Origin of the sequence: Myxococcus sp. CA051A, from assembly GCF_013336705.1 — a bacterium.
In the GTDB taxonomy this organism is placed as follows: Bacteria; Myxococcota; Myxococcia; order Myxococcales; family Myxococcaceae; genus Myxococcus; species Myxococcus llanfairpwllgwyngyllgogerychwyrndrobwllllantysiliogogogochensis.
The window spans coordinates 689,038-705,345 of sequence record NZ_JABUMS010000003.1 but is presented as its reverse complement, the minus strand read 5'-3'; the positions used below and the strand labels follow the sequence as shown (position 1 = coordinate 705,345).

At 69.2% G+C, this 16,308-nt stretch carries 10 protein-coding genes; 3 read left to right on the top strand and 7 right to left on the bottom strand.

The features are described from left to right. Nucleotides 1–69 precede the first annotated feature (69 nt). From acnA to HUA74_RS12775, 5 genes are all read right to left on the bottom strand, one after another. On the bottom strand, nucleotides 70–2,802 hold the full coding sequence (gene acnA, locus HUA74_RS12795; protein ID WP_141642697.1) for an aconitate hydratase AcnA: 2,733 nt from the start codon (nucleotides 2,800–2,802) through the stop codon (nucleotides 70–72). A gap of 209 nt (nucleotides 2,803–3,011) precedes the next feature. Continuing rightward, nucleotides 3,012–4,262 carry a phosphatidylserine/phosphatidylglycerophosphate/cardiolipin synthase family protein gene (locus HUA74_RS12790; RefSeq protein ID WP_246137169.1) on the bottom strand — a complete coding sequence of 417 codons (1,251 nt, stop codon included), beginning with the start codon at nucleotides 4,260–4,262 and terminating at the stop codon, nucleotides 3,012–3,014. Nucleotides 4,263–4,399: 137 nt separating this feature from the next. Further along, nucleotides 4,400–5,989 (bottom strand): FHA domain-containing protein, encoded by a 1,590-nt coding sequence (locus HUA74_RS12785; RefSeq protein WP_174454760.1) that lies wholly within the window; start codon nucleotides 5,987–5,989, stop codon nucleotides 4,400–4,402. A gap of 7 nt (nucleotides 5,990–5,996) precedes the next feature. Then, complete coding sequence (locus HUA74_RS12780; RefSeq protein ID WP_141642699.1) at nucleotides 5,997–6,926, bottom strand: WYL domain-containing protein; 930 nt, start codon at nucleotides 6,924–6,926, stop codon at nucleotides 5,997–5,999. Next, complete coding sequence (locus HUA74_RS12775) at nucleotides 6,923–7,951, bottom strand: YafY family protein (protein WP_174454759.1); 1,029 nt, start codon at nucleotides 7,949–7,951, stop codon at nucleotides 6,923–6,925. Before HUA74_RS12775 ends, HUA74_RS12780 begins: the two co-directional genes overlap by 4 nt. A 247-nt stretch (nucleotides 7,952–8,198) precedes the next feature. On the opposite strand from HUA74_RS12775, the gene HUA74_RS12770 reads away from it, so the two are divergent. After that, nucleotides 8,199–8,663, top strand: a complete 465-nt coding sequence (locus tag HUA74_RS12770) for a hypothetical protein (protein ID WP_141642701.1) — start codon at nucleotides 8,199–8,201, stop codon at nucleotides 8,661–8,663. Nucleotides 8,664–8,685: 22 nt separating this feature from the next. Here the strand turns inward: HUA74_RS12770 and proB are convergent, their stop codons facing one another. Beyond that, nucleotides 8,686–9,813 carry a glutamate 5-kinase gene (gene proB, locus HUA74_RS12765; protein ID WP_371817230.1) on the bottom strand — a complete coding sequence of 376 codons (1,128 nt, stop codon included), beginning with the start codon at nucleotides 9,811–9,813 and terminating at the stop codon, nucleotides 8,686–8,688. Between the two features lie 164 nt (nucleotides 9,814–9,977). Between proB and hflX the strand changes: the two genes are divergently transcribed. Further along, nucleotides 9,978–11,630: a GTPase HflX gene (gene hflX / locus HUA74_RS12760; protein ID WP_174454758.1), complete on the top strand. Its 1,653-nt coding sequence runs from the start codon at nucleotides 9,978–9,980 to the stop codon at nucleotides 11,628–11,630. 52 nt (nucleotides 11,631–11,682) lie between these two features. Continuing rightward, nucleotides 11,683–12,126, top strand: coding sequence for a hypothetical protein (locus tag HUA74_RS12755; protein ID WP_246137170.1), 444 nt, complete (start codon nucleotides 11,683–11,685; stop codon nucleotides 12,124–12,126). Nucleotides 12,127–12,201: 75 nt separating this feature from the next. On the opposite strand, the gene HUA74_RS12750 is transcribed toward HUA74_RS12755, so the two are convergent. Next, nucleotides 12,202–16,215, bottom strand: coding sequence for a non-ribosomal peptide synthetase (locus HUA74_RS12750; RefSeq protein ID WP_174454757.1), 4,014 nt, complete (start codon nucleotides 16,213–16,215; stop codon nucleotides 12,202–12,204). Nucleotides 16,216–16,308 lie beyond the last annotated feature (93 nt).

The following is a 16,308-nucleotide window of genomic DNA, read 5'->3' as shown; positions in this document are numbered from 1 at the left end:
CTCCGGGCCGCTGTGCGAGTCCCGCACCCGCCGAGGAAAGCGGGTGCCGGTCTCTGTCTTCCGGGAGGACTACGCCTTCGCGAGCTGGCGCAGCACGTACTGGAGGATGCCGCCGTGCCGGTAGTAGTCGAGCTCGTTCGGCGTGTCGATGCGGCACACCGCGGTGAACTCCTTGGTGCCGCCCTCACCCGTGGCCTTCACGGTGAGCTTCTTCTGCGGCGCCAAATCCTGCGCGATGCCCGTGATTTCGAACGTCTCGTGGCCGGTGAGGCCGAGCGACTGCGCGTCCTGGCCCGCCTCGAACTGCAGGGGCAGCACGCCCATGCCCACGAGGTTGGAGCGGTGGATGCGCTCGAAGCTCTTGGCGATGACGGCCTTCACGCCGAGCAACTGCGTGCCCTTGGCCGCCCAGTCACGGCTGGAGCCCGTGCCGTACTCGGCGCCGGCCAGCACCACCAGCGCGGTGTTGTCCGCCTGGTACTTCATGGAGGCGTCGTAGATGCTCATCCGCTCGCGGGTGGGGATGTGCACGGTGACGCCACCCTCCACGCCGGGCACGAGCAGGTTCTTCAGGCGGATGTTGGCGAAGGTGCCGCGCACCATCACCTCGTGGTTGCCGCGACGCGCGCCGTAGGAGTTGAAGTCCTTGGGCTCCACGCCCTCCGCCATCAGGTACTTGGCCGCCGGGCTCGTCTTGGCGATGTTGCCTGCGGGCGAGATGTGGTCCGTCGTCACGGAGTCACCCAGGAGCGCCAGCACGCGCGCGCCCTTGATGTCCTGCGTGGCCTTGGGCTCCTTCGGGAGGTTCTCGAAGAAGGGCGGCTTGCGCACGTAGGTGGACTTGATGTCCCACTGGAACGTGGAGCCCTTGCCCACGGGCAGCTGCTGCCAGAGCGCGTCGCCGTCCATGGCGTTGGCGTACTGGCTGCGGAACTGCTCGGGCTTCACCGACGCGCGGATGACCGTCTTGATTTCCTCGTTGGTGGGCCAGATGTCCTTGAGGAACACGGGGCGACCATTGGGGTCCAGGCCCAGCGGCTCCTTGTCCATGTCCAGCCCCACCTCGCCGGCGAGCGCGTAGGCCACCACCAGCGGAGGGCTGGCCAGGTAGTTCATGCGCACGTGCGGGTTGATGCGGCCCTCGAAGTTGCGGTTGCCGGAGAGCACCGCGGCGACGACGAGGTCTCCCTCGACGACGGCGTTGGCGACGGGCTCCGTCAGCGGACCGGAGTTGCCGATGCACGTGGTGCAGCCGTAGCCCACCACGTGGAAGCCGACGGCCTCCAGGTAGGGCAACAGGCCCGAGTCACGCAGGTACTCGGTGACGACGCGGCTGCCAGGCGCCAGGCTCGTCTTCACCCAGGGCTTGGGGTTGAGGCCCTTCTCCACGGCCTTCTTCGCGAGCAGGCCCGCGCCCACCAGCACCGCCGGGTTGGACGTGTTGGTGCAGGACGTAATCGACGCAATCACCACCGCGCCGTGGCCCAGCTGGTAGCTCTCCCGACCCTGCTTCACGGTGACGGTCTGCGCCAGCCGCTCCGGAGGGACCTGGGCCGCGGGGGCCTTGGCCTTGCCGCCACCCTCGTCGTCCTCGCCCTTGCTCTTGCCGGCCGCGAGCATCTCCACGAGCGACTTCTCGTAGCCGGACTTCATGTCCGTCAGCGGGACGCGGTCCTGCGGACGCTTGGGGCCCGCGAGGCTGGGGACCACCGTGGCCAGGTCCAGCTCCAGCGTGTCGGTGAAGAGCGGCTCCGGCGCGTCATCCTTGCGCCACAGGCCCTGCTCCTTGGCGTAGGACTCCGTGAGGGCGACGACGGCGTCGGGACGGCCGGTGAAGCGCAGGTAGTTGAGGCTCTCCTCGTCCACGGGGAAGAAGCCGATGGTCGCCCCGTACTCGGGCGCCATGTTCGCGATGGTGGCGCGGTCCGGGAGGGACAGGCCCTTGAGGCCGGTGCCGAAGAACTCCACGAACTTGCCGACCACGCCCTTCTTGCGAAGCATCTGCGTGACGGTGAGCACCAGGTCCGTCGCGGTGGCGCCCGCGGGCAGCGCGCCGGTGAGCTTGAAGCCCACCACCTGGGGGATGAGCATCGTAATCGGCTGGCCGAGCAGCGCGGCCTCCGCCTCGATGCCGCCCACGCCCCAGCCCACCACGCCCAGGCCGTTGATCATCGTCGTGTGGCTGTCGGTGCCCACCAGCGTGTCCGGGTACACCGTGGTCCCCTGACGGAACGTCACCTGCGCCAGGAACTCCAGATTGACCTGGTGGCAGATGCCGATGTCCGGCGGGACGACGCCAAAGCCCTTGAACGCGCTCTGTCCCCAGCGCAGGAAGGCGTAGCGCTCGCGGTTGCGCTCGAACTCCAGCTCCGCGTTCTCCTTGAAGGCCGCCGTCGTGGCGAAGGAGTCGATCTGCACCGAGTGGTCGATGACCAGGTCGGCGGGGTTGCGCGGATTGATTTTGGCGGGGTCGCCACCCATGGTGGCCAGGGCCTCGCGCATCGCCGCCATGTCCACCACGGCGGGCACGCCGGTGAAGTCCTGGAGGAGCACGCGCGCGGGGTGGAAGGAAATCTCCACGTCCGGGGTGGCCTTGGGGTCCCACGCCAGCATCTTCTCGACGTGCTCACGCTTGACGACGCGGCCATCCTCGTTGCGCAGCAGGTTCTCCAGCAGCACCTTCAACGAGAAGGGAAGGCGATCCACCGAGGGATGTGCCTTGGCCAGCTTGCTCAGGCTGAAGTAGTCATAGGTGGCCGAGCCCACCTGGAGCTTGGACTTCGTGCCGAAACTGTCGGTCATGTGCGGTGCCCTTCCGTGCGCAGGATGTGGGGACTTCTAGGATCGCCTTTGACGCGTTGCAAAGGGTTCCTGCACGCGCATCCGGCGATGGACTGTTGACCCAGCAAGAGTCCAGCCCCGCTCATCGGAACCATGCGTCCCCCTGGGGAATGTCGTCTGAGACACCCTGTCCGTAACGGCGCGGCGGGCCGGGGACAAGACCGCGTCCCTCAGAACACCTTGCGCAGGCTGTACAGGGCGCGCTCCAGCAGCTTGCGCCAGAGGGGCCGGCGGCGGAATTCCGCCAGCGTCACCTCGCGGCAATCACCGCAGTCCGCTCGGAAGGAGTCCTCCAGTTCCTGGCCCAGCTTGGGGTCGGCGAACACGGCGTTCACCTCGTGGTTGAAGGCCAGGCTCAGCCGCTCCAGGTTGAAGGAGCCGATGGTGCCCCAGGCCCCGTCCACCACGGCCGTCTTCGCGTGGAGCACACCGCGCTGCCACTCGAAGATGCGCACCCCCGCCCCCAGGAGCTTCTCGTAGAAGGCCCGGGTGACGAACTCCAGCAAGGGGTGGTCGCTGCGGGCGTTGAGGAGCAGGCTCACCTCCACGCCCCGCCGGGCCGCGTCGCGCAGGGCGGCGACGAGCTTGCGGTCCGGCACGAAGTACGCCGCGGCGATGAGCACGCTGCGCCGGGAGCGCTGGATGGCGTGCAGATAGGCGCGGTGGATGCTCCGCCGGCTGGACAGCACCGCCAGCCCCGTGGCGCCTCGCGGGGACGCGGCCCGACGCCGGCGCAGGCGGTGCTGCAGCCCGGACGCCCAGCGGTGGATGCGGTTCTGGAACATCATCCGCCAGGTGGCCAGGAAGCGCCGCTCCAGGGCGTGCACCGCGGGGCCTTCGATTCGCAGCACGTCGTCGCGCCACCCGGCGCCCTCCCCTTCCGGGGCCCAGTGCGCGGAGATGTTCACCCCGCCGGTGAAGGCGACCTCGCCGTCCACGACGAGGATTTTGCGGTGGTCCCGGCGCAGCAGGTGTCGCCAGCCGTGCGACAGGTTGAAGGGCTTGAAGGGGCGGATGTCCACGCCGCGCTGGCGCAGCTCCTCGAAGTAGCCCTTCCGGCTCGTCCAGGAGCCCACCGCGTCGTAGAGCACCTTCACGTGCACGCCGCGCTCGGCGGCCTCCGCGAGCGCCGTGCCGAACAGCTCACCGACGGCGTCGGTGATGAACATGTACGTCTCCAGGCGGATATAGCGCCGGGCCCGCCGGATGGCCTCCAGCATCGCCGGATACGCCTCCACGCCGTCGCGCAGGAGCACGCACGCGTTGCCCCGAGTCACCGCGTGGCCGCGCGGCAGGTAGTAGCGCGCCAGGAGCAGGCCGGAGACACCGGGGCTCCAGACGGGCGCTCGCTCTGGCAGGGGGCTCTGGGCACAGCCGGGCTCGGGAAGCGCCTCTCCCGACACTCCCGTCCTCTCGCTCATCACCTCCAGGTCGCGCATGGTCCTCACGGTGAGGACGGCGCCACGGAGCGGCAACCCGAAGGGCCGCCTGAACGGCCCTCCAGGGTGATGCACCGTCCGGTGCGGGACGGTGCAAGCTCGCGAAAGCTGGGGGGCGGCTACAGCCCGTACTCTCCGCGCTTGTTCTCGGCGCGGGTGGCACACGGCTGGTCAAACTCCGGGAAGTACTGCTTCACGTGGTCCAGGGTGGCGGAAGCGGCCTTGTAGTTGCCCTGGTTGTAGTAGCCCTCCACCTCCAGCAGCAGCTTGGCGCAGGTCCGGTCCAGCTCCTGCTGCGCCACCTTCATGCGCTCCTGGGCCTCGTAGTAGAGGTCCGGCTTGGGCTCCGGGTGGGCCTCCAGCATCAGCCACGCCTCGCGGAAGGACTTCCACGCCTCGTAGCGGTTGCGGGCGCCAATGTCCGGCGTGTCGTTGTTCTTCCGGCCGCGCTTGTAGGACTCGGTGGCCTGACGCAGCAGCTCCTCGGGCAGCAGGTCCGGCAACAGCGCGCGCTCGACCCACACGTTCCAGATACGCCAGGGGTCCTCGCCCGGCGGATTCTTGGTGTTGTCGAAGACGATGCGGTTGGGCTCGCCCTTCTTCAGGTGCTGGGACGGAATCATCAGCTCCAGCGAGCGGTCCTGGCTGGCCAGCGTGTCCGGGGGCACCTTGCCCACGTCCACGCCGTTGACGCTGACCATCACCTCGTCCTTGGAGATGCCCTGCGACTGGTAGTGGAGGATGACCACGGCCTTGGTGGCGGCGGTGTACTCCCACTCGAAAATCTTCATGTCCGCCCGGGCCCACGTCACGTCGGGCCCCAGGCCGAACGAGTCGCGGATGGGCTGCTGGGTGAGCACCGAGGGCTCCTCGCCCACCGGTCCCGTGTCCGCGCCGCTGAGCACCAGCCAGTACAACAGGCCGAAGAGTCCCAGCACCACGGTGACAGCGCCGCCCACCAGGCCGCCTCGCACCATGTTGCTCGCGTCCGCCCAGAACAGCTTCGCGCTCGCCACCAGGCCCGGAGACTCACGGCGGATGCGGGCGCGCTCGGCGGCGGACAGGCCGCTGCCCGCACCGGCATTGGAGGACGGCCGCGCGCGCACGGGCGCGGAGGTCGCAGGAGGACGGCGAGGCACGGGGGCCGACGAGGGTGCCTTCTCGATGGCCGCGGGCTCCGACGACGCGGCCAGCGCCGCGCGTGCACCACTCTGCCCCGCGGGCCGCAGCGCTCTCAGGTTGTTGCGCGTGGCGCCCTGGCGCATCTCCTCCAGGGCCTCCTCGTCCGCGCCCTCGGGAGCCAGGGCCACGCCCTTGTTGCGCTGACGCTTCAGCGCGTCCACGGAGACGATGCGGGTGCTGTTCGCGCCGTCCTCCGCCCCCGCGGGCACTTCCTCCTCGCCGGTGGAGGGCTCATCCGTCATCAGGGCGAAGACGAACGTCACCGGCCCCAGGGTCAGCTTGTCGCCGTCCTCCAGGGCCTGCGTCTGCACCGCGGTGCCGTTGAGCAAGGTGCCGTTGGCGCTGCCCTGGTCCTCGACGCTGTAGGCGTCGCCATCGAGGAACAGGCGGCAATGTTTGCGGGACACGCCCGGGTCGTACAGCACGACGTCACATTCGGACGTACGACCGATGAGCACGGAGTCCTGGTCGAAGACGAACTCCTTGCCGGCGTCTTTTCCCTCGGAGATCGTCAGCTGGAAAGGCATGGGGGCCCTACAATCCTATCGAGGCACGCGCCGCTCGGGCAACGGCCGCTCGCGCGGAGACCGGTTCCATCACCTCCGCCTCGCCGCCAAACGACAGCACCCACTGCGTGAGCCAGCGCTCGCTATCACCGGCCACGAGGACTTCCACGCCCCCATCGGCCAGCGGGCGAGCGTCCTGGCCGAAGCGCTCCTTCACATAGGGCGCCGCCACGGGCGAGAACCGCACGCGCACGGACGCCTCGGAGCTGCTCCGGGCCGGGTTGGGAACGTCCGCCCGGGCGTCGGGCGGGGGGAGAAATGGCGTTTCAGTAACGGTGAGGTCTTCCATCCGGTCCAGCCGGAACAGGCGAGCGTCCTGCCGGGTGTGGCAGAAGCCCTGGAGATACCACTGTCCCCGGTGGCTGAGCAGCTCATACGGACGCACCCGGCGCGGCTCGGCGGCCCGGCCCGGGCTGGCATAACCGAACGTGACTTCTCGTCTTTCGAGAATGGCGCGGGTGAGCGGCCCCAGCGCTTCGGGCGCCTCCGTGGAGGCGTCAATCTTCCGGTACATCTCCCGGTAGCGCTCACGCACCTGGGGTGGGAGCACATGCTCCAGCTTCTGGAGGGCGCTCTGGAGCGCGTCGCCGGAGGCCGGGCGCAACAGCTCCGCCGAGGCGGCCAGCGCGGCGGCCTCTCCCGCGGTCAGCCGGGGCGGCGCGAACAGGCGCTGGTCCAGGTCCACGTAGACGCGGTCATTGTCCACGTAGATGTCGATGTAGTCGTCCGGGTTGAAGGGTGGCCGGCCCACGCACGTGAGCAGGTCCAGCTCCTCCAGCAGGTCCTCGCGGCTGATGTTGAGGGCTCGCGCGAGCGCCTCCACCGTGACGCCGGGGTGCTTGGACACATACGGGACGAGGAACAGCAGGCGGCGGAGCCGCTCGTGGACGTTGCTCATGCGCTCACCTTGTCTTCCAGCGCGTCCGCGTGACGGTTGGCGACGCGCGCGGCCATCTCCCGCAGCCGCGACCGGGCACTCTCCGGCCCCTCCACGACACAGTCCGCCCCCAGCGAGAGGCAGAAGCGCGTGAGCCCATCCAGGAAGCTCACCTTCAGCCGCGCGAGCGTGACACCGCCCTCCGCCACCGGCTCCAGCACCGCGCCCGGGAACAAGCCCGAGGCGCGCGACGCCAGCGCACCCGACAGCCGCAGCACGACCTCCAGCGGCTCGTGGAAGCGGTGCTGCCACGGGAAGTACGCCACGTGGTTGTCGAGCGAGAAGTCCTCCGGCACCTGGAAGTCCGGCGTGCGAGGACGCGCGGTGTTCGCCTTCAGCTCGCGCACGCGGTGGACATGGAACGTGCGCAGGCCGCCGCGCAGGTGGCAGTGGCCCACGAGCGTCCAGACGCCCCGCCGCAACGCGAGCCCGTAGGGGTCCACCTTGCGCTGCGTGGTGCCCGGGTGCTTGGGGCTGGCGTAGGACATCTCCACCCACTTGCGCGAGGCGCAGGCGTCCCAGAGCTGCTCGAGGCGGGCGGAGACCTCCTTCTCCTGTCCCGCCTGGGTGGCGCCCAGTTCCATGCGGACCCTGGGCGTGGGCAGCGACTCGCCCGCGAAGAAGCCAATCTTGCGCAGCGCGTGCGCCAGGTCATCCCTGCCGGGGAAGACGCCGGACGCGAGCGCCGCGGAGCCGGCGGCGTAGAGCACGGCCAGCTCCTCCTTCGTCAGGTCCGCCTCCGGCAGGTAGTAGGCGTCACGGTCCACGATGTAGCCATCGCGGCGCTCGTCATCGCCCTGGACGTAGGTGAGCGGAAAGCCCAGTTCCACCAGCTCCGCCTTGTCGCGCTCGAACTTGCGCTCGGCGGCGTCGTCCGAACCTCCGTAGTCAGCGGGGAAGTGCTCGCGCAGCTCCGCCCATGAGATGGGCTCGCGGGCGTCGAGCAAGAGGGCTACGAGGTCGAGGATGCGTTCGGTGCGGTCCATTCGGGAAGATCGGCGACGATGCCGGGCGGACCCCGGGGGGTCAAGGAAGGGGTACGTGACAGTGGGAAACAGCGGCCCGGTCAGCGAGGGGGGCAGGCAGTTAGCTGGCCTTGACTGAACAGGCAAGCAGGTATTCATCTGTGCGATATTTGTCATTCGGGTAGGAACCCGAAGACCTCCCAAGGAGGGCTCGCACTACGGGCGCGACTTGGGATATTCCTGCGCCAGCTTCAGAAGGGACCTCACCATGTACCGCACCTTCCGTAACGTGGTTGCCGGGCTGGCACTGCTGTTGGGGCTGGCCTGTGGGGTGATGCCTTCGTCCGCTGGAGCCGAGCCTCTCTACTTCGCCGTGGAAGTCTGGCGCGAAGGCCGACTGGTGGCCCAGCCCAAGCTCCTGGGAGAGACGGGTCGCACGCTGCGCGCCGAGCGCCGCCGTCCCGGAGCCCCGCTCGCCGACTACCGGCTGGTGCTGATGCCCCGCGCGGACGGCGAATCGTTCCTCCTCCAGTTGGACCTGCTCCTGCCGGAAGCCAAGGGCCACTCCGAGCTCGCGCTCCTCCACGGGCAGCAGCGCAAGCTGCAGCTCGGCCGCGTGCCCGGGGAGCTGGAAGTGTCACTGCTCCTGATGAAGGTGGACTCTCCGGAGTTCCGCGCGCTGATGCAGCTGGGCACGGATGGCGGCAACGGCTCCTCCGCCTGCTCCATCTGACCCGCGTCCCTCCCGTCCAGCGCTAGAGCACCGCCAGGTCGTCGCGGTGCACGGCTTCGTCCAGGTAGCGGTAGCCCAGCACCGACTCGATGTCGGACGTCCGCCGTCCGGCGATGCGCCTCAGCTCCTGGGCGTCGTACGAGGCGAGGCCCCGCGCGAACACCGCTCCCGACTCGTCCGCCAGATCCACCGGGTCGCCCCGGTCGAAGTCCCCCTCCACGCCGCGCACCCCGCTGGGCAGCAGGCTGCGCTTGCCCTGGACGATGGCCTCGCGTGCCCCGGCATCCACGGTGAGTGTGCCCAGCGGGCGCAGCGCATGGGCAATCCACGCGGCACGCGAACCCCGGCGCGCTCCCGTGGGTTCGAAGAGGGTGCCCACGGGCTCGCCCTCCAGCACGGCGCGCAGGCGACCGGGCACGGAGCCGGAGGTGATGACGCCCCGGATGCCCTGCTCCGCGGCGCTCGCGACGGCGCGGACCTTGGTCGCCATGCCGCCCGTGCCCACGCCGCTGGAGGTGCCTCCGGCGAGTGCCAGGACCTCGGGAGTCACCGCCTCCACCGTCTCCAGCAGGCGGGCCCCCGCGTCCCGTCGCGGGTCGGCGGTGTGCAGGCCATCCACGTCGGAGAGGAGGACGAGGGCATCGGCCTCCACCACGCCCGCGACCAGCCCCGCGAGCGTGTCGTTGTCGCCGAACTTCAGCTCATCCACGGAGACGGTGTCGTTCTCGTTGATGACGGGCACCACACTGGCGGACAACAGGCGCTCCAGCGTGTGCTTCACGTTGAGGTAGCGCCGCCTGTCGCGCATGTCCTCGTGGGTGAGGAGCACCTGCGCCACCACCTGCCCCTGCCCCCCGAAGACGTCCTCGTAGGCCTGCATGAGCCGGCTCTGTCCCACCGCGGCGCACGCCTGCTTGCCTGGGATGTCCCTTGGCCGAGCGGACAGGCCCAGTCGCTCCACGCCCAGGGCGATGGCGCCGCTGGACACCACCACCAGCTCGCGGCCCTGGGCCGCCCACAGCAAATCCCTGCCCAGCGCCACGAAGTGCTCGCGGTTGAAGCGGCCGGTGGCATGGGTGAGGGCGTTGGTGCCGATCTTCACGACCACGCGCTTCGCGGCGAGCAGGGCGTTACGTCCCGAGTGACTCACGCACGGCAGCCTAGGACGGAAATGGAAACAGCGCGCAAGGGCCGTGTGTTCACTACGGTTCCGGCAATCCGGCCGGCAACGGCGGTGTCAGCCACCCGGACGCGGCGCCGTATACAGTGCCGGGAAGGACGAGGACGGCCGGTCCTCGTCAGAGGAGCAAGCGTTTGAAGGAAATCTTCGGCAACACCCTGGGCCTCAAGGCGAACGAGCAACACCGGCTGCGCAACACCTTCCGCCGGCGCGTGTCTCCACACGAAATCGTGTCGCCCGAGCTCGCCCGCCACCTCACCGAGCTGTCCCACGAGACGAACCGCCAGGTGGGCGTGCTCATCAACCGCAAGGGTGAAATCGAGCACGTGGTGGTGGGCAACGCCCACAAGCTCGAGTTGCCCGACATTGGCCGTGCCCGCGCGGGCCAGGTGCGTCTGCGTGGCCTGCGGCTGGTGCACACGCACCTCAAGAGCGAGCCGCTCACCAAGGACGACCTGACGGACCTCGCGCTCCTGCGCCTGGACTGCGTGGCCGCCGTGGGCGTGGGCCAGGAGGGCCTGCCGGGCGTGCTGCACTACGCCTATCTGGTGCCGGAGAACGGCACCGGCGAGTTCTGGCACGTCTCCACCCTGCCCTCCGTACACGGCGAGCAGCCGGACCTGACGGACACGCTGGGCGCGCTGGAGGAGGAGTTCAGCCGCAAGGCGGCGGCGCGCGCGGTGGGCGGGAGGGAGAAGGCCATCCTCGTCGCGGTGTGCCTGGACGGAAACCGGGGGCGGGCGGAAGCGAGCCTCGCGGAGCTGCGCGAGCTGGCCCGCACCGCGGGGGTGGAGGTCGTCGACAGCGTGCTCCAGGTGAAGCGCGAGGCGGACCCTCGCTACCTCATCGGCCGGGGCAAGTTGGAAGACCTCAACCTGCGCTCCATGCAGTCCATGGTGGACCTGCTCATCTTCGACAAGGACCTCACCCCCTCGCAGGGGCGCCACATCGGCGAGGCCACCAGCCTCAAGATTCTGGACCGCACGCAGCTCATCCTCGACATCTTCGCGCAGCGGGCACAGAGCGCGGAGGGCAAGCTCCAGGTGGAGCTGGCGCAGCTGAAGTACCGGCTGCCCCGGCTGGTGCAGAGCGACGACTCGCTCAGCCGGCTCGCGGGTGGAATCGGCGGACGAGGCCCTGGCGAGACGAAGCTCGAAATCGACCGACGCCGGGTGCGCGAGCGAATCACGCATCTGGAGAAGCGCATCGACGCGATTGGGAAGGAGCGCAGCGTGCGGCGTGCACAGCGCAACCGGCGCGAGCTGCCCGTCATCTCCATCGTCGGCTACACCAACGCGGGCAAGTCCACGCTGCTCAACGCGATTACCAACGCGCAGGTGCTGGCGGAGAACAAGCTGTTCGCCACGCTGGACCCGACGAGCCGCCGGCTGCGCTTCCCTCAGGAGCGCGAGGTCATCATCACCGACACGGTGGGCTTCATCAGGGACCTGCCCAAGGACCTGGTGGCGGCCTTCCGCGCCACGCTGGAAGAGCTGTACGACGCGACGCTGCTGCTGCACGTGGTGGACGCGGCGGACCCGGCGCGGGACGAACAGGTGGAGGCGGTGGAGAAGATCCTCTCGTCGCTGGATTTGATGGAGAAGCCCCGGTTGATGGTCTGGAACAAGGCGGACCTGATGCCGGCGGAGGAAGTGGAGGCGCTGCTGCGCTCGCGGGGCGGGGTGGCCATCAGCGCCCAGTCGCGAGAGGGGCTCGCCACGTTGTTGGCCAAGGCGGACACGACGCTGTTCGCCGAGGGCGCCTCCGAGGCCATGGGCGTCATCTGACGCGGCGTGCGAGTTGCGGGGCAGGCGCGGCTCCCCCTAGAGTTGGGGAGCCGTGGCGACCTTTCCCGCATTGTCCTTGCAGCACTCCGGCCTGCTCGCGCAGATAGTTCCGGACTACACCCGTCCTGTCTCCTCCATGTCTCCGAAGTACTTCGAGATTCTGGAGCAGAACAGTCACATCATCTACCCGCTGGTGGCGGTGCTGACGCTGGTGCTCATCACCGCGGGCGTCCTCCAGGCGTGGAAGACGCAGGACCTGGACGGCCTGCAGAAGAACGAGTTCAAGAAGGCCATCGTCAACGAGCTGCGCCGCAACATCACCGGCCTGCCCGGTGACGTGCTGGCGAAGGCCGTGGGCCTGGACCGCCTGAAGACGAACCGCCTGCTGGAGCAGATGCAGCAGGACGGCATGGTGGTGAGCCACACCAACTCGCAGCGCCTCACCGTCTGGCGCATCCGAGGCTCCGGCCCGGAGCCGAGCGTCCGCCGGTACTGAGCAGTCTGGGGTTGCTTCGAGCATCCAGCGGCGTGCCATTCGAGCCTGGGATGCAGTTCCGGGGTGCCGCCATCCTCACAGCGTCGTCAGGCCCCGAGCCCGCCCAAGGTGCTCACGCAGCAGTGACGCCAGCCGTGTCACGTCGGGGCCGCGCAAGATGGAGTAGTGGTCACCCGGAATCGCGTGGACGGTGAGTTCGCCCGTCGCCACCTGCTCCCAGCCGTGCACACGCGTGGTGCCCGTGGCCTCGATGGAGATGACAGGCCCCGAGTAGGGAGGCGGCACGTAGCTCCACGCCGCCAGGAGGTTCACCTCGAAGACCCGGCGCAGGGCTTCGAGTGACTGGACTCCGCTCGGGTTCGCCGCCGCCAGGGTGCGCATCAGCGTCTCGGGGTCCTCTCGGGCGAGTTCCTCGTCGGTCATCGCGACAGCGTTCCCCGCCGCGCGCATCAGGTCCGTGTAGAACATCGCGCCGAAACGCCGGGCCTCATCGTGCCCAGGCGCCGCGCCCTCTCCATCGAACGGACGCACGAAGCCGTCGATGAGCGCGAGCACCTCTGTCCGCTCGCCTTGCTGTTGGAGCTGGTGCGCCATCTCCCACGCGATGCTGGCCCCCATCGACCAACCTCCGAGCCGATACGGCCCGCGTGGCTGCACCTCCCTCATCGATGAGAGATAGAGGCTCGCCATCTCCGGGATGAGCTCGCACGGAGGCACATCTCCCTCCAGCCCCCGCGACTGGAGCCCGAAGAACGGCTGCTCGGGCCCCAACGACTTCGCCAGCTCCGCGTAACTCAGGACCGTTCCGCCCACCGCGTGCACACAGAAGAAGGGGCGCTGTCCCTGCCCTTCCTGGAGTCGCACCAGCGGACTCCAAGCGGACATCGCGGACTCCCGACGCAACACGGACGCGACATGTTCCACCGTCGCGCGATGGAAGAGCGTTGCCACCGGCAGCACCCTGCCCACCGCGCCCCGGATGCGTGCGAGCAATCGAATGGCCATCAGCGAGTGGCCGCCCAGCGCGAAGAAGTCCTCTGTCACCCCCACGGGGCTCACGCCCAGCACCTCTTCCCACACGCGCACCAGCATCCGCTCCAGCTCGTCGCGCGGACCTTCGTGCGCCCTTCGTGACGCGAGCTGATGCCGTCCCGGTGCGGGCAGCGCCTTGCGGTCCACCTTGCCCGTGGGAGCCAGCGGCAGGGCCTCCAGGCGCACCAGGACACTCGGCACCAGGTACTCCGGCAGCCGTTGCTCCAGTCGCGACCTCAACGCCTCCGCGTCCCACGGCTCCGCGTGCACCACGTAGCCCACCAGTCGCTTCTCCCCACCCTCCTCCTGCCGCACCACCACCACCGCGTCCTTCACCCCCGGCAGCGCCTTCAGCGCCACCTCCACCTCGCCCAGCTCCACTCGGAAGCCGCGCACCTTCACCTGCCCGTCCACCCGCCCCAGGAACTCCAGATTCCCGTCCCCCAACCACCGCGCCTTGTCCCCCGTGCGGTACAGCCTCGCGCCCGGCTCGTCACTCAGCGCATCCGGAATGAACCGGTCCGCCGTCAGCTCCGCCCGCTCCCAGTAACCGTGCGCGAGACTCGCGCCCCCGACGTACACCTCTCCCACCACACTCACGGGACTCGGAGCCCCCCGCTCGTCGAGCACGTACACCTTCACGTTCGAGATGGGCACGCCTACCGGAGGCAGCGCGGGCCACGTCGCGGGCGGTCCATGCGCCCTCCAGGCCGTGACGACGTGGGCCTCCGAAGGGCCGTACTGATTCTCCAGCACGCACCCCGGCAGCCGCTCGAAGAAGGACACCAGCGCGGGAGTCACCTGCAGTTGCTCACCCGCCGTCACCACTTCGCGCAGCGGCGGCAGCACGGTCTCGTGTTGCGCCACCTCGCACAACGCCTGGAGCGCCACGAAGGGCAGGTACAACCGCCCCACGCCGTGCGTCACCATTCGTCGCAGCAAGGCCACGGGGTCCCTTCGCTCCTCCTCCCCCACGAGCAGCACGGTGCCTCCCAGGCACCACGTCCCGAACAACTCCTGGAACGACACATCGAAGTTCAGCGAGGCGAACTGGAGCGTCGTCGCTCCCGCGTCCACGGTGCGCGCGAGCAACCAGCGCAGCATGTTCCCCACCGCGCGATGGGACATGAGGATGCCCTTGGGCCGCCCCGTGCTCCCCGACGTGTAGACGAAGTAACAGGGAGTCTCCGGTGAGAGCGGAACGGCTGGAGCATGCACGGGCCTCGCCTCGATCCGTCCCGACTCCTCTTCCAACCGGACGCGACGTGTCCCCGTGCGCTCGGGCAACGCGCGCTCCAGCGCACCTTGCACCAGCACCACGGGCGCCCCGGTGTCCTCCAACATCTGCTCCAGGCGCTGCGACGGATAGCTCGGGTCCAACGGGAGGAAGGCCGCGCCGGCCTTCAGCGTCGCCAACACCGCCACCGGCATCTCCAGGGAGGCCCGCTCCAGGCACAGGCCCACCGTGCCTCCGGGCCGTACGCCCAACGCCAGCAGGTGATGCGCGAGCTGATTCGCACGCCGCTCCAGGCTCGCGTACGTCAGCGACGACTGTCCGTCCGTCACGGCCACCGCGTCGGGCGAGCGCATCACCTGCGCCTCGACCCACGCGTGCATCAAGCCGGGCACGGCGCTCGAATCCGCGCGTCCACTCCACTCACGCAGCAACGCCCGCCGCTCCGCATCGTCCAGCAACGACACATCGCCGACGCGTCGCCCCGGGTCCGCGAGGAGTCCCTCCATCAACGTGACGTAGTGACCCGCCATCCGCCGCAGGGTCGCCTCGTCGAACAGCGCCTTGTTGTACTCCCAGATGCCGACCCAGCCCTCGGCCGACTCTCGCAGGAAGAACGTGAGGTCGAACTTCGCCATGCCGGAGTCGAAGACCACCTGGCTCGCCGTGAGCCCGGGCAGGGACGGCAGGGCGCGCGGTCCCTCGATGACGAACATCACCTGGAACAACGGTGAGCGACTCAAGTCCCGAACCGGCCGCATCGCCTCGACCACCGTCTCGAACGGGACGTCCTGATTCGCGTAGGCCCCCAGACACATCCGACGCACCCGTCCGAGCATCGCCCGGAATGACTCCTCCCCATCCACGTCCAGCCTCGGCGCGAGCGTGTTGACGAAGAAGCCGATGAGGCTCTCCAGCTCGCGTCGGTTCCGCCCGGAGATGGGCATCCCCACCACCACGTCCCGTTGGCCGCTGTACCGGGACAGCAACACCTGGAAGCCCGCCAGCAACAGCATGAACGGCGTCACACCCTCGGCGCGGCCTCGCGTCTTCACCGCTTGCGAGAGCGACGGCGAGAGGGGCATCACCACAGTGGCCCCCTGAAACGTCTGCACCGGCGGCCTCGGCCGGTCCACGGGCAGCTCCAGCGCGGGCGAGGCTCCCGACAGCAGCGCCTTCCACCACGCGAGCTGCGACTCCAGCACTTCCCCCTTCAGCCACTCGCGCTGCCACAGCGCATAGTCCGCGTACTGCACCGGCAACCCGGGCAACGTCGGCGCGCGGCCCTCGGTGAAGGCGCCATACAGCTCTCGCAGCTCGCGCTCCATCACCCCCATGGACCAGCCGTCACACGAGACGTGATGGAGCATCAACATCAGCACGTGCTCGTCTTCGCTCACCCTCAACAACCGCGCGCGCAGCATCGGCCCGGCGCTCAGGTCGAACGGGCGACGCGCCTCTGCCTCGGCGTGGCGCAGGACCTCGTCCTCTCCTGCCACGGGCTCCACGAGCAACGTCACCGCGGCGTCGGGCGCGATGCGCTGCACCGGCCGCCCCGCCTCTTCACCAAACGTGGTGCGCAGGACTTCATGCCGCATCACCAGCGCCGACAGGGCGCGCTCGAGCGCCACCACGTCGAGCCGTCCCTTCAGTCGCGCGAAGAAGGGCACGTTGTAGGAGTAGCCACCCGCGTCCACCTGCGCGAGGAACCACAGGCGCTGCTGGGCGAAGGACAACGGCGGAGGCGAGTCCCTCGGCACGGGCACCAACGGGGGCAGGCCACGCACCTTCACTACCTCTCGCTTCACCTCGGGCGCACTCATGGCGGACCCTCCGCAGCGACTGTTATTCCAGCTTAAATCAGTTTTATCAGCGTACGAGGCCATCCACGTTCAACTCGCGCATCCAGCCATGCT

What these genes read in the sequence shown, in the direction of transcription:
- acnA (WP_141642697.1), bottom strand. Translation starts at nt 2,802, where the DNA reads ATGACCGACAGTTTCGGCACGAAGTCCAAGCTCCAGGTGGGCTCGGCC.
- HUA74_RS12790 (WP_246137169.1), bottom strand. Translation starts at nt 4,262, where the DNA reads ATGAGCGAGAGGACGGGAGTGTCGGGAGAGGCGCTTCCCGAGCCCGGC.
- HUA74_RS12785 (WP_174454760.1), bottom strand. Translation starts at nt 5,989, where the DNA reads ATGCCTTTCCAGCTGACGATCTCCGAGGGAAAAGACGCCGGCAAGGAG.
- HUA74_RS12780 (WP_141642699.1), bottom strand. Translation starts at nt 6,926, where the DNA reads ATGAGCAACGTCCACGAGCGGCTCCGCCGCCTGCTGTTCCTCGTCCCG.
- HUA74_RS12775 (WP_174454759.1), bottom strand. Translation starts at nt 7,951, where the DNA reads ATGGACCGCACCGAACGCATCCTCGACCTCGTAGCCCTCTTGCTCGAC.
- HUA74_RS12770 (WP_141642701.1), top strand. Translation starts at nt 8,199, where the DNA reads ATGTACCGCACCTTCCGTAACGTGGTTGCCGGGCTGGCACTGCTGTTG.
- HUA74_RS12750 (WP_174454757.1), bottom strand. Translation starts at nt 16,215, where the DNA reads ATGAGTGCGCCCGAGGTGAAGCGAGAGGTAGTGAAGGTGCGTGGCCTG.